The sequence below is a fragment of the Priestia sp. ABM2_011 genome, assembly GCF_056158845.1.
The window spans coordinates 1272363-1286310 of sequence record NZ_JBSWUB010000001.1; the positions used below are offsets into that span (position 1 = coordinate 1272363).

At 39.7% G+C, this 13948-nt stretch carries 15 protein-coding genes; 14 read left to right on the forward strand and 1 reads right to left on the reverse strand.

Translation table 11 applies throughout. The features are described 5' to 3' along the window. Positions 1-70 precede the first annotated feature (70 nt). The 10 genes from def (at position 71) to spoVM (ending at position 9197) form a co-directional block, all read left to right on the forward strand. Positions 71-544, forward strand: a complete 474-nt coding sequence (gene def, locus ACXAE4_RS06740; protein ID WP_013084828.1) for a peptide deformylase — start codon at positions 71-73, stop codon at positions 542-544. Positions 545-554: 10 nt separating this feature from the next. Then, positions 555-1493 carry a methionyl-tRNA formyltransferase gene (gene fmt / locus ACXAE4_RS06745; protein ID WP_028411455.1) on the forward strand — a complete coding sequence of 313 codons (939 nt, stop codon included), beginning with the start codon at positions 555-557 and terminating at the stop codon, positions 1491-1493. After that, positions 1486-2826, forward strand: a complete 1341-nt coding sequence (gene rsmB / locus ACXAE4_RS06750) for a 16S rRNA (cytosine(967)-C(5))-methyltransferase RsmB (RefSeq protein ID WP_028411454.1) — start codon at positions 1486-1488, stop codon at positions 2824-2826. The genes fmt and rsmB overlap by 8 nt, the downstream gene beginning before the upstream one ends. A gap of 2 nt (positions 2827-2828) precedes the next feature. Then, on the forward strand, positions 2829-3920 hold the full coding sequence (rlmN, locus tag ACXAE4_RS06755; RefSeq protein WP_028411453.1) for a dual-specificity RNA methyltransferase RlmN: 1092 nt from the start codon (positions 2829-2831) through the stop codon (positions 3918-3920). 4 nt (positions 3921-3924) lie between these two features. Then, a complete protein-coding gene (locus ACXAE4_RS06760; protein WP_475235710.1) occupies positions 3925-4668 on the forward strand; it encodes a Stp1/IreP family PP2C-type Ser/Thr phosphatase in 744 nt (247 codons plus the stop codon). A 5-nt stretch (positions 4669-4673) separates the two neighbouring features. Continuing rightward, on the forward strand, positions 4674-6719 hold the full coding sequence (gene pknB / locus ACXAE4_RS06765; RefSeq protein WP_186806720.1) for a Stk1 family PASTA domain-containing Ser/Thr kinase: 2046 nt from the start codon (positions 4674-4676) through the stop codon (positions 6717-6719). A gap of 13 nt (positions 6720-6732) precedes the next feature. Next, positions 6733-7614, forward strand: coding sequence for a ribosome small subunit-dependent GTPase A (rsgA, locus tag ACXAE4_RS06770; RefSeq protein ID WP_013058917.1), 882 nt, complete (start codon positions 6733-6735; stop codon positions 7612-7614). Positions 7615-7616: 2 nt separating this feature from the next. Further along, entirely contained in the window at positions 7617-8273 is a 657-nt protein-coding gene (rpe, locus tag ACXAE4_RS06775) for a ribulose-phosphate 3-epimerase (protein WP_013058916.1), read from the forward strand. A gap of 116 nt (positions 8274-8389) precedes the next feature. Continuing rightward, positions 8390-9037 carry a thiamine diphosphokinase gene (locus ACXAE4_RS06780; protein WP_098999581.1) on the forward strand — a complete coding sequence of 216 codons (648 nt, stop codon included), beginning with the start codon at positions 8390-8392 and terminating at the stop codon, positions 9035-9037. A 79-nt stretch (positions 9038-9116) separates the two neighbouring features. Further along, positions 9117-9197: a stage V sporulation protein SpoVM gene (spoVM, locus tag ACXAE4_RS06785; RefSeq protein ID WP_016765421.1), complete on the forward strand. Its 81-nt coding sequence runs from the start codon at positions 9117-9119 to the stop codon at positions 9195-9197. 57 nt (positions 9198-9254) lie between these two features. Here the strand turns inward: spoVM and rpmB are convergent, their stop codons facing one another. Continuing rightward, complete coding sequence (gene rpmB / locus ACXAE4_RS06790; RefSeq protein ID WP_013058914.1) at positions 9255-9443, reverse strand: 50S ribosomal protein L28; 189 nt, start codon at positions 9441-9443, stop codon at positions 9255-9257. Positions 9444-9757: 314 nt separating this feature from the next. Between rpmB and ACXAE4_RS06795 the strand changes: the two genes are divergently transcribed. The 4 genes from ACXAE4_RS06795 to sdaAB all read left to right on the forward strand — a co-directional run bounded on the left by ACXAE4_RS06795 (position 9758) and on the right by sdaAB (position 13903). Continuing rightward, a complete protein-coding gene (locus tag ACXAE4_RS06795; RefSeq protein ID WP_013058913.1) occupies positions 9758-10120 on the forward strand; it encodes an Asp23/Gls24 family envelope stress response protein in 363 nt (120 codons plus the stop codon). A gap of 16 nt (positions 10121-10136) precedes the next feature. Next, positions 10137-11804, forward strand: a complete 1668-nt coding sequence (locus tag ACXAE4_RS06800) for a DAK2 domain-containing protein (RefSeq protein ID WP_028411449.1) — start codon at positions 10137-10139, stop codon at positions 11802-11804. A 195-nt stretch (positions 11805-11999) separates the two neighbouring features. Next, positions 12000-13028, forward strand: coding sequence for a PTS sugar transporter subunit IIC (locus ACXAE4_RS06805; protein ID WP_016765419.1), 1029 nt, complete (start codon positions 12000-12002; stop codon positions 13026-13028). 212 nt (positions 13029-13240) lie between these two features. Further along, positions 13241-13903, forward strand: a complete 663-nt coding sequence (gene sdaAB / locus ACXAE4_RS06810) for an L-serine ammonia-lyase, iron-sulfur-dependent subunit beta (protein WP_165635183.1) — start codon at positions 13241-13243, stop codon at positions 13901-13903. Positions 13904-13948: the final 45 nt, after the last annotated feature.

The following is a 13948-nucleotide window of genomic DNA, read 5'->3' on the forward strand; positions in this document are numbered from 1 at the left end:
CTAGTCGTCTTGATGGCGTTAAAGAAGAAGCTTTTTGGATATAAATAGAAAGAATAAAGGAGGTGCCTATTTGGCTAAGCTTAAGCTTGTTTACCATCCTAATGAAGTACTTGAACAAGAGTGTGAAGTGGTTAAAAACTTTGATAATAAATTAGCGAAATTACTAAACGGCATGTATGATTTAATGCTTGAAGCAGACGGTGTGGGTCTAGCTGCTCCTCAAGTAGGAGTTCTGCAGCAAGTGGCAGTGGTAGACGTGGACGATCGACACGGTAAAATTGAGTTAATTAATCCGGTAATTATTGAGCAACGAGGCGAACAAATCGGTCCAGAAGGCTGCCTAAGTTTTCCGGGCCTTTTTGGTGACGTGGCTCGAGCTGATTATGTGAAAGTACGTGCGCAAAATCGTAAAGGGAAACCTTATTTTATAGAAGCAAAAGGTTTTTTAGCACGAGCCATTCAACATGAAATTGATCACTTACACGGTGTATTGTTCACGGAAAAAGTAACAAAGTATTACGAAGAGGATGAACTAGAAGGGTAGGTTTTACACGATGAAAGTCGTATTTATGGGAACGCCGGATTTTTCAGTGCCGGTTTTACAAACATTACTTAAAGATGGATATGAAGTGGTCGCAGTGGTTACACAGCCGGACCGACCAAAAGGACGCAAGCGCGTATTAACACCTCCTCCTGTAAAAGTTGAGGCGTTAAAACATGAAATACCTGTACTGCAGCCAGAAAAGATTCGTTTAGAAGAAGAATATCAGCAAGTGTTAGCGTATGAGCCTGACCTAATTGTAACAGCGGCTTTTGGTCAAATTTTACCAACTCCTATTTTAGAAGCGCCTAAATACGGCTGTATTAACGTACATGCTTCTCTGTTACCTGAACTGCGCGGAGGCGCGCCGATTCACTATTCAATTCTACAAGGTAAGCCGAAAACTGGTGTTACAATTATGTATATGGTAGAAAAATTAGATGCAGGTGATATCTTAACACAGGTAGAAGTTCCGATTGAAGAACGTGATCACGTGGGCACACTTCACGATAAACTCAGCGCTGCTGGTGCAAAATTGCTTTCAGAAACCATTCCTTCTCTTGTGAAAGGTGAAATTACGCCGGTTAAACAAAACGATGGCGAAGCGACATTTGCTTCTAATATTAAGCGTGAACAAGAGAAAATTGATTGGGCCCGTACAGGAGAAGAAATTTATAATCATATCCGCGGACTTCATCCTTGGCCCGTTGCTTATACAACAGCAGACGGTCAAGTCATGAAAATTTGGTGGGGAGAGAAAGTATCCGCATCAGGCAAACCGGGTACCGTTTTATCACTTGAAGAGGACGGATTTGTAGTAGCAACTGGAAATGAAACAGCTATTAAAGTGACGGAACTTCAGCCGGCTGGAAAAAAACGTATGGATGCAGCGCAGTATTTACGAGGTACATCCGTTGAAGTCGGAACAGTATTAGGGGATGTCAATGAGTAAGTACAACGTTCGAGACATAGCTTTAGATATTTTACTAGCTATTGAAAAAAATCAGGCATTCAGCAATCTATTGTTAAATAACAGTATACAAAAACGTGGTATTCAAGGGAAAGATGCAGGGCTGCTAACGGAAATTGTGTATGGAACGATTCAAAGACGTGATACGTTAGATTACGGGTTAGCCCCTTTCTTGAAAAATCCCAAAAAACTTCAGCCTTGGGTGCGAGTGCTGCTTCGTTTATCTCTTTATCAGATGATGTATTTAGATCGAGTACCTGACCGGGCAATCCTTCATGAAGCAGTAGAAATTGCTAAAAAACGTGGTCACAAAGGAATTGCCTCAATGGTAAACGGCGTTTTACGAAATATTCAGCGCAGCGGCACGCCTTCTTTAGAAGAAATACAAAATCCTGTGGAGCGCTTGGCAATTGAAACGAGTCATCCAGTATGGCTTGTAAAACGCTGGGTGGAACAATATGGATTGGACAAAACACGCGGAATCTGTTTAGCTAATTTAATGGCCCCTAAACAAACAATCCGAGTAAACAGTGCACGCTTTACGCAAAATGAAGTAAAAGAAGCGCTTGAAAAAGAAGGTATTGTTGTAGAACCAGGCCATTTTGTAGAAGAAGCGCTAGAAGTTCAAAAAGGAAATGCAGCTCATACACAAGCATTTCGTGAAGGAATGTTTACCGTTCAAGATGAAAGCTCTATGTTAGTAGCTCATGCGCTAGGTGCAGAAGCAGAAGAGCTGATTTTAGATAGCTGTGCTGCACCGGGAGGAAAATCAACTCATATTGCAGAGCAGCTTAAAAACAGTGGTAGAGTTATTTCCTTGGACATTCATGACCATAAAGTAAAGCTGATTGCCCAGCAGGCAGAGCGTCTGCATCTTACCAATATTGAGCCAACGGTTCAAGACAGCCGCAAAGCCGGTGAACAGTTTGATAAAGAAATGTTTGACCGCATTTTAGTAGATGCCCCGTGCTCAGGTTTTGGTGTGATGAGACGTAAACCTGATTTGAAATATACAAAAACTGAGCAGGATGTAAAGCAGCTGGCGCGTATTCAACAAGATATTTTAAATGCGGTTGCGCCTTTATTAAAAAAAGGTGGGACCCTCGTATATAGTACATGTACAATCGATCGGGATGAAAATGGGGATGTTGTAGCAGCATTTTTAGCAGATCATGCTGATTTTCAAAAAGACGAAACGCTTGCTGCACGCATGCCGCAAAGACTTAAACAAAACGTAAAACATGGTGAAATTCAATTGCTGCCAGATGCACAAAGCGATGGATTTTATATTGCATGTTTACAGAAGAAGGTGTAAAAATGGAAGAAGTAGCTAAAAGAAAAGCAAAAGCAGAAGAAAAAACGCAAAAACCATCTATTTATTCATTAGAAATGCACGACCTAGAAAATTGGTTAGTGGAACATGGTGATAAGAAGTTCCGTGCTAAACAAATTTTTGACTGGTTATATGTTAAACGCGTAACGGACTTTGACGATATGTCAAACTTATCTAAAGGATTACGTGAACAATTAAAAGACAAATTTGCATTAACGACATTAAAAACAGTTGTTCAGCAAACGTCTGGAGACGGCACGATGAAGTTTTTATTCGAACTCCATGACGGTTATACGATTGAAACGGTGCTTATGCGTCATGAATACGGAAATTCTGTCTGCGTAACAACTCAAGTTGGCTGTCGCATCGGCTGTACGTTCTGTGCGTCTACTCTTGGAGGTTTAAAGCGTAACTTAGAAGCTGGAGAAATCGTAGCGCAAGTAGTAAAAGTACAAAAAGCGCTAGATGAACAAGGAGAACGCGTGAGCTCTGTCGTAATTATGGGTATTGGGGAGCCATTTGATAACTATGATGAAATGATGCGCTTCTTAAAAACAATTAACAGTGATGATGGATTAAATATTGGTGCACGTCATATCACAGTATCGACAAGTGGAATCATTCCAAAAATCTATAAGTTTGCTGATGAAAAAATGCAAATCAATTTTGCGATTTCACTTCACGCTCCAAACAATGACATCCGCTCACGCTTAATGCCGATTAACCGCGCGTATAAACTTCCTGATTTGATGGAAGCCATTAAATATTATACGGATAAAACGGGAAGACGTATTAGCTTTGAGTATGGTCTATTCGGAGGAGTAAACGATCAAGTAGAGCATGCGGAGGAATTAGCGGATTTGATTAAAGACGTTAAATGTCACGTGAACTTGATTCCGGTAAACTATGTGCCTGAGCGTGATTATGTTCGTACACCGCGTGAACAGATTTTTGCATTTGAACGTACGCTTAAAAAGCGTGGCGTTAACGTGACTATTCGACGTGAGCAAGGTCATGACATCGATGCAGCTTGTGGCCAATTACGTGCGAAGGAGCGTAAAGAAGAGACGAGGTGATTGTATGGCAACTGTCTTCATGACAGACCGAGGGAGAGTTAGACAACACAATGAAGATAACGGAGGGGTATTTTTGAACCAACATAATCAGCTGCTTGCAATTGTGGCTGATGGTATGGGAGGTCATCGAGCTGGCGACATCGCCAGTGAGATGGCGGTTCAAAAATTGCAAATAGCGTGGGAAGAAGCGAACAAAGTAACGTCTCCTGATGAGGCGACGCAGTGGATTCGTACGCGTGTTTCCCAAATTAATCAAGATATTTATCGGTATGCTCAGGAGCATGAAGAGTGTAAAGGCATGGGTACGACAGTTGTACTTGCTTTATGCGCCGATACGTTTTGTGCGATTGGTAATATAGGAGACAGCAGGTGCTATATTTCCAATGAATATGGATTTCAACAAGTAACAGAAGATCATTCTCTTGTGAATGAACTCGTAAAAAATGGTCAAATCACAAAAGAAGATGCTGAACATCATCCGCGAAAAAATATCTTATTGCGAGCACTAGGTACCGAAGAAAATGTTAGTTTAGATGTAAAAACAATTGAAGTGGAAAAAGAAGATCGATTATTATTATGTTCAGATGGACTGACAAATAAGGTAACGGAACAAAAGCTGAACGAAACGTTATCAACAAGTTCATCACTTCACGAAAAGGGTACGAGCCTGATTCAATTAGCAAATGAGCTTGGTGGAGAAGACAATATTACACTTGCAATTGTGGACTTTACATCTGAAAGTGGGTGAGAGTGTTGCTAATAGGTAGACGGCTAAACGACCGTTATAAGGTATTGCAAGTAATTGGTGGAGGCGGAATGGCAAACGTCTATTTAGGTCGCGACATGATTTTGGATCGTGATGTGGCAATTAAAGTGCTTCGTTTAGACTTTGCAAGTGACGATGCGTTTATAAAGCGTTTCCATCGAGAAGCTCAATCTGCTACGAGTATTGCTCATCCTAATATTGTCAGCATTTATGATGTTGGAGAAGAAGAAGATATTTACTATATCATCATGGAATATGTACCGGGTATGACATTAAAGCAATACATTCTGCAAGAATCACCATTATCTCTTGATAAAGCCATACATATTATGACGCAGATTACATCAGCTATTGCCCATGCTCATCAGTACGGAATTATTCACCGGGATATTAAGCCTCAAAATATTTTAATTGATCATGATGATACCATTAAAGTTACTGACTTCGGCATTGCCGTAGCACTAAGTTCTACAACCATTACGCATACTAATTCTGTTTTGGGCTCTGTTCATTATTTATCTCCTGAACAGGCAAGGGGAGGGCTTGCGAATAAGCGTTCTGATATTTATTCGCTTGGCATCGTCCTATTTGAATTGCTAACGGGTCGAGTCCCTTTTTCTGGGGAATCGGCTGTGTCAATTGCATTAAAACATTTACAGACAGAAACACCTTCTCCAAAAAGGTGGAATCCATCTATCCCTCAAAGCGTGGAGAATGTTGTATTAAAAGCAACAACTAAAGATCCATTTTACCGATACAGTTCCGTCGAAGAACTCGAAGCGGATTTACAGTCTGCTGTTCATCCAAATCGTTATAATGAACAAAGATTTACGGTGCCTGATGATGAAGAAGTGACAAAAGCCATTCCCGTTATTAAGGAGGATTTTGTTGAATCCGAAGAAACGCACGTACCTGTGAGAAAACCACCTCACTTAGAGCGCGAAGAACAAGAAGAAGAAGAAGTAAAGCCGAAGAAAAAAAAGAAGAAAAAGAAAAAAGGCAAAAGCAAGCTGATTGTAACGCTTGTTTTAATTTTTTTGCTGCTGGCAGCTGCTAGCGTAGCCGCCGTTACATTCATTCCGGCTTTATTACTGCCAAAAGACGTAAAGGTTCCTGATTTACATAATCAAGATTATGAATCAGCTGTAACCGATTTAGTTTCTTTAGGCTTTAAAGTGAAGAATCCTAAAGATATATCTGATAATGAGGTGGAAGAAGGCGACGTGGTTAAAACGATGCCAGAAGCGGGAGACGTGATCAAAGAAGGCTCTAACGTCATTATTTATCGAAGTACAGGAAAGAAAAAAGAAGGATTTAACCGGTACATTGGAAGAAGCTTTACGGAAGTAAAAAGTCTGTTAGAAAAGCAGAATTATAAAGATATCCAATCCATCGAAGTTGAAAGCACAGAACCAAAAGGCAATATTACAGATCAGACGCCTAAAGAAACCGAACAAGTCGTGCCGGAAGATACAACGGTTACTCTATGGGTAAGTAAAGGTCCGCCGAAGATTGCATTAAAGGATTTCTCGGGCTGGACGGAAAAAAGCGTAAAAGATTATGCATCAGATGAAGATATTGAAGTGGACGTAAAAACAGCGTATTCCGACACTGTTGAAAAAGGTCTTGTGATGTCTCAAAAGCCTGCAGCGGAGCAGAGTATTGAGCAAGGTGATAAGCTCACCATTACGGTCTCAATGGGCAAAGAGCCAAAAGCTCCTCAAACGGTGTCAGTGGATGTTACCATTCCGTATAAAGAAGAGGCTGACACCGAAGCAAGCACGGAACAAGGCGACGCAACGGAAACAGGCGATGCCACTGAAACAGAAGAGGAAAAGCCAAAGCCGCAAAAAGTACAAATTTATATCGAAGATGCAGATAACGATATGTCGGTTCCTGCTAAAGAACTAACGATTACTGAAACAACAAAAGAATCATTCGATGTTTTAGTTGATGAAAATGAAAAAGCGTCTTATAAAATTGTCCGAGACGGGGAAGTTATTGAAGAAAAAGACGTTGAATATCCAGAGTGATAGGAGTGAGGTTATGCCAGAAGGAAGAATTATTAAATCCCTTAGCGGATTTTATTATGTTCTTCATGACGGACAAGTAACGCAATGTCGAGGACGAGGTGTTTTTCGTAAAAAGAAGGTAACGCCTTTAGTCGGTGACAATGTAGTATTTCAGGCGGAAAATAAGCTTGAAGGATATATACTTGAAATTAAAGAACGTAAAAATGAATTAGTTCGTCCCCCAATTTCAAATGTTGATCAGGCGCTGCTTGTTTTTTCAGCGATTGAACCTGATTTTAGTACAATGCTTCTTGACCGATTTTTAGTGTTAGTGGAGTCTAATCATATTGAACCTATTATTTGTATTTCAAAAGTAGATCTTTTATCACAGCAACAAAAGCAAGAAATCGAGCAATATGCCGAAGAATATCGTAAAATAGGATATGAGGTCATTTTAACGTCGACAGTCACAGAAAAAGGCATGGAACAAATTCAGCCGTTATTTGAAGATCGCGTAACGGTTATTGCTGGACAGTCAGGTGTAGGTAAATCTTCACTGCTAAATACGCTTAAACCAGAGCTTGAGTTAAAGACAAATGATATTTCAATGTCACTTGGAAGAGGAAAGCATACAACACGTCATGTAGAACTGATTTCGTTTGGTGAAGGTTTAGTAGCTGATACGCCAGGCTTTAGCTCACTGGAATTTTTAACGTTAGAAGTAGAAGAGTTGACCGATTGTTTTCCTGAAATGTCGCGTTTGAGTGAACAGTGTAAATTTCGAGGTTGTTTGCATGTGAAAGAACCAAAATGTGCGGTGAAAGAAGCATACGAACAAAAAGAAATTCCGAGTTATCGCTACGAACATTACTTGCAATTTATTGAGGAAATTAAGCAAAGAAAGCCGAGGTATTAAAAATGACAAAAATCGCACCTTCCATTTTATCTGCCAATTTTTCAAAGCTTGCTGAAGAAATTCGTGAAGTTGAAGCAGGTGGAGCAGACTACATCCATATAGACGTTATGGATGGCCATTTTGTTCCTAATATTACAATTGGACCGCTTATCGTTGAGGCTGTACGCCCTGTCACAACACTGCCATTAGATGTGCATTTAATGATTGAAAACCCAGATCAATACGTTCCAATGTTTGCAAAGGCAGGTGCTGATATTTTAACGGTACATGCTGAAGCGTGTACTCATTTGCACCGCACCATTCAATTAATCAAAGAGCACGGTATGAAAGCAGGCGTTGCTTTAAATCCTGCAACGCCAATTGACGTGGTAAAGCATATCTTAGAAGATATCGATCTTATTTTATTAATGACGGTGAACCCAGGCTTTGGAGGACAAAACTTCATTCCAAGTGTACTGCCGAAAATTGAGCAAATCTCTCAGCTTATTGAAATCCGTCACCTTTCTATTGAAGTAGAGGTTGATGGAGGAATTAATGAAGAAACAGCAAGAAAATGTGTAGAAGCAGGAGCAAATGTCTTAGTGGCTGGCTCAGCTATTTATAATCAAGAAGATCGAGCTGGCGCAATCAGCCAAATTCGCACAACTGTTCAAGCGTAAGTAATAAAAGCTGCTGTGTACAACGGGTAGAACTTGTACACAGCAGCTTTTTCTTTTAGGATAAAGAAAACATATTTATTTCGTTCATTTTTTAATAGAAAAGGAGCATATACATAATGAAAATTCATATTCTAGCAGGGGGACCGGATGAACATATGCCACTCCTGCACCAATCAAATGATGTAAAGTGGGTAGGAGTAGACCGGGGCGTATTCCTGCTTCTTCAACAAGACATTTTGCCCGTGAAAGCATTCGGAGATTTTGATTCCATTACAAATGCGCAGCTTAAGCTAGTGAGAGAAGCATTACAAGATGTTGAATTGTATCCTGCGGAAAAAGATGCAACTGATTTGGAACTTGCTTTTGAGTGGGCAATAGAGCAAAAACCGGACAGTATTTGTATCTTTGGAGCAACAGGTGGAAGACTTGACCACATGTTTGGAAGCATTCAGCTCCTGTACAAAGGCTTAAAAAAGAAAGCGAATGTACAAATGATTGACAATCAAAATATCATTCAATTGTTTGAACCAGGCACTTATCATGTTGATCGTTTAAAGGAGTTTCACTATATTTCATTCGTTCCTTTTGCAGGCGGTGTAAAAGAGCTTACGCTAGAAGGTTTCAAATATCCGCTCAATAAGCATGAAGTAGAACTCGGCTCAACTTTATGTATTAGCAATGAACTTATTCAACAAAGAGGTACTTTTTCATTTACAAAAGGCATATTAATGATGGTAAGAAGCAATGATAAACGTTGCTTGTGATGAAGTATGGAAAATGAGAGCAGGACATAGGGCTTTCTTTAAAAGGAGATAAAGTGTGGAGACGGTTAGGAGGGACAGTATGAAATTCTATACAATCAAACTTCCAAAGTTTTTAGGTGGGATCGTAAAGGTCATGCTTAATTCGTTTAAAAAAGATTAACAACGCCGGAATAATAAAAGAAGCACCATAAAATATGGTGCTTTTTCATTATAAAGATTAAACGCGTTGAACTTTACCAGACTTAAGGGCTCTAGCTGAAACGTACACACGTTTTGGTTTACCGTTCACTAAGATACGTACTTTTTGAACGTTAGCACCCCATTTACGCTTAGTAGCGTTCATTGCGTGAGAACGTGCGTTACCTGAACGAGCTTTTCTACCAGTTACTACACATTTGCGTGCCATGATTTTCCCTCCTAACACCAAAAAAACTACTCAATTCTGTTTTGAGAAATACTATATTAATTTATCACAGCCTTAAAGAGAATGCAATAGTTCTGGAGAAAAGCTTTCAAGAAATTTTCCTTGACATATAAAATGAATCTATGTTCAATAATATAGAGAGTAGAAATAGGTATAACTTGGGCAATTACTTATTTTAAGACAAGTTGATACCCAATACTGTCATCTTTAAAAGGGACAAGCTGGACGCCTCTTTTAAAACGAGATTGATTATAGTAGAATATTTATAACCTATGAAAGTAGAAAGGGGAACGAGTATGTCCATCGAAATGAAAACGAAGTATGGTCAAATTGATATCTCTACAGATGTAATTGCAACAATTGCTGGAGGAGCAGCTGTTGATTGTTACGGGATTGTCGGAATGGCTTCAAAAAATCAGCTTAAAGATGGTCTTACAGAAATTCTTCGCAAAGAAAACTTTACACGAGGTATTGTGGTAAGACAAGAAGAGGATGACGTACATATCGACATGTACATTATCGTAAGCTATGGAACAAAAATTTCTGAAATTGCTCATAATGTGCAAACAAAAGTAAAATACACGCTGGAACAAACGGTTGGTCTAACGGTTGATTCAGTAAATATTTATGTGCAGGGTGTTCGTGTAACGAACGTTTAATTAAGGAGGAAGATTCGTGTCAATGACAACGTTGGACGGAAAGCGGTTTAGAGAAATGGTGCTTCAAGGAGCCCAGCATCTATCTAACAATGCAGATTACGTGGATGCGCTGAACGTTTTTCCTGTACCAGATGGTGATACTGGAACAAATATGAACTTATCGATTACGTCTGGTGCTAAAGAAGTGAAAAATAAACTATCTGATCACATCGGTCAAGTGAGTCAAGCTTTGTCTAAGGGCTTATTGATGGGCGCGCGCGGTAATTCAGGAGTTATTTTATCTCAATTATTCCGCGGTTTTGCGAAATCGGTTGAGCAAAAGTCAGCGATTACAACAGTTGAGTTTGCTGAAGCTCTTGAGCTTGGTGTAGAAACTGCTTATAAAGCTGTTATGAAACCAATCGAAGGAACCATTTTAACAGTAGCTAAGGATACTGCTAAAAAAGCAGCGGCTGTTGCTAAAAAGCAATCTGATATGATTCTGTTCATGGAAGAAGTACTTAAGGAAGCTAATGCTTCGTTAAATCGCACGCCAGATCTTTTACCCGTGTTAAAAGAAGTAGGCGTAGTGGATAGCGGAGGTCAAGGGCTTGTTTTAATTTATGAAGGGTTTTTAGCTGAATTAAAAGGTGAAAAACTTCCGGGTGTACCCATGTCAGCTCCTTCGATGAATGAACTTGTAAATGCTGAGCATCATAAGCATGCGCAAAGCCATATGAATACAGAAGATATTGAATTTGGCTATTGTACAGAATTTATGGTAAGGCTGGAAGAGGATAAGCCCGCAGCTAAAACATTTTCTGAAGAAACGTTTCGCCAAGATTTAAGTAAATGGGGCGACTCGTTGCTTGTAGTATCTGATGATGAAATTGTGAAAGTTCATATTCACGCCGAGCATCCTGGAGAAGTGTTAAACTACGGGCAGCAATATGGAAGTTTAATTAAAATGAAGATTGAAAACATGAGAGAACAGCATAGCAGCATTGTTTCAGATGAAGAAAAGCCTGCAGTAAAAAAGGCTGAAAAACAGCCCTTTGGCATTGTCACTGTATCAATGGGAAAAGGAATTGCTGAATTGTTCAAGAGCCTTGGGGCAACGGTTGTCATTGAAGGCGGACAAACAATGAATCCAAGTACGGAGGATATTGTCAAAGCGATTGAAGAAACAAATGCAGAACAGGTACTTATTTTACCTAATAACGGAAATATTGTAATGGCTGCTAACCAAGCGGCTGCTGTTGCGGGCAGTCACGTTTCGGTTGTCCCGTCTAAAACGGTTCCTCAAGGAATGACAGCGCTGCTATCATTTAATCCTCAGCAAAGCTTAAAAGAAAACGAGGAAGCAATGACAGAAGCTCTGCAGCACGTAAAAACAGGGCAAGTAACGTATGCAGTTCGCGATACAAATATTGATGGTCTTGAATTAGCCAAAGGCGATTTTATGGGTATTGCCGAAAAGAAAATCGTCGTAAAAGATTCAGAAAAATTAGAAGCAGCGAAAAAGCTATTGACTTATATGATTGATGACGAAGCGGAAATCCTTACGATTCTTCAAGGAGAGGATGTCTCAGACGATGAAGCTGAAGCGCTAACATCGTTTGTAGAAGAAACGTTTGAAGAAGTTGAGGTAGAGCTTCATAAAGGAGATCAACCTTTATATTCTTACATTTTTGCAATTGAATAACAAAAAAAGAAGCACTCCTCTCAAGGGGCGCTTCTTTTTTGTGTTTTTTAAGTTAAATACGAACTATTTTATTTTTACATGTTGTAATCGTTCGGCATATTAGGTATATTAGTTGAAAAGAACCCGTTTGTATGGTAGTTTTGAAAACTGATTGAGTCAAATGTGAAAGAAAACAGCATGAGAGGAGAGGCAACAGTGGATATTTTAAAAGGAACAGGTTTATTGTTATTAGTTTTATTTTTATTTTGGTTGTTTAGCAACAAGGCACCTTATGGCATGAAAGCGATGGGGGCTCTGGCAAGCGGAGCGGTGGCTGCGTTTCTCGTAGAGGCCTTTCAGTCATATGTAGGAGGAGATTTACTAGGTATTTCATTCTTAGGTGAAGTTGGAAAGGCTGCAGGAGGAATGGGAGGAGTTGCAGCAGCTGCACTAGTTGCTTTGGCGTTAGGAGTATCTCCTGTATATGCTCTTATGATGGGCGTGGTGTGTTCAGGACTAGGCTTGCTCCCTGGATTTTTTGCGGGATACCTCATGGCATTTGTAGTGAAATTTATTGAGAAAAAGGCACCTGCTGGTCTAGATTTATTAGGCAATATCTTAATTGCAGCACCTTTAACAAGATTAATTGGTAATGCATTCTCACCTATTGTAGATGCGACGCTTTTAAATATTGGAGGAATTATTAAAGATACAACAAGTGCTAGCCCTATTTTGATGGGAATTATTTTAGGGGGAGTTATTACAGTAGTAGCAACGGCTCCGCTTAGCTCAATGGCTTTAACGGCTATGCTAGGGTTAACGGGATTGCCTATGGCGATTGGAGCTCTTGCTGTGTTTGGTTCTTCTTTCATGAACTATGTGCTGTTTGATCGATTAAAAATTGGGGATCGTCGTACAACCATTTCAGTTGCAGTTGAACCTTTAACACAAGCAAATATTATTTCAGCCAATCCAATTCCTATTTACATTACCAACTTTGTTGGAGGGGCACTAGCGGGTGTAGTTGTGGCTCTGTTCGGATTAGTAAATGATGCTGCAGGCACGGCAACGCCAATCGCAGGACTTGCAGTGATGTTTGGGTTTAATGACCCTATGAAGGTCACAATTTGTGCAGTACTTTGTGCACTAGCGGGAGCATTAGCTGGGTTTATAGGTTCAGTTGTTTTTAAAAACTTTAAAATTAAAACAGTAGACGATGTAGCTTCAGAGCAAGAAGCAGCGTAAGTAATTCATCTTTTCCTGCATAACATAGCAAAAAAAGCGGTGTGCTTATCCTATTTTTATGGATAAATACACCGCTTTTTTTGTGCGTGAATCTCTAATAAAAATGAGAATTTTTAAATTTTTTAAGAGCGTGAAACAAAGCTTCCAAAAAGTCAAAAGCTCAAGTAACATATAAGTAATAACAATGTCTAAATAGCAGGGGGAAAATCCTTATGAAATATAAATCTGTCTTTGATATTATTGGTCCGGTAATGATTGGACCATCTAGTTCACATACGGCTGGTGCAGCGCGTATTGGACGCGTTGCCCGAACACTCTTTGGTAAGCAGCCCACAAAAGTTGTGGTTTCATTGTACGGTTCTTTTGCGCAAACGTATAAAGGGCACGGAACAGACGTAGCGTTGATTGGCGGTATTTTAGATTTTGATACATTCGATCAGCGTATTCCGGAGTCTTTGGACTTAGCTAAAAAGGAAGGAATCGACGTCACATTTGTTGAGGAAGCGGCAATCACCGATCATCCGAATACTGCTCGCATCAAAATGAGCGACGGATTAAAGGGAATTGAAGTTGTTGGAATTTCAATTGGCGGAGGAAAAATTCAAATTACGGAGCTTAACGGATTTGAATTAAATTTATCAGGCATGAATCCAGCTATTCTCGTTGTGCATAATGATCGATTTGGTGCCATTGCGACCGTTACAAATATTTTGATGAAACATTCAATTAATATCGGACATATGGAAGTATCTCGCAAAGAGCGCGGCGAAGTAGCGCTTATGGCAATTGAAATGGATACGAATATTGAAGATGATGTAATTGAAGAGTTAAAAACATTGCCTCACATTATTCAAGTAACAAGAATGGTTGAATAGGAAAGGCCTGGGAGAATAAATCGAATAATTATATATGGTTCTAAA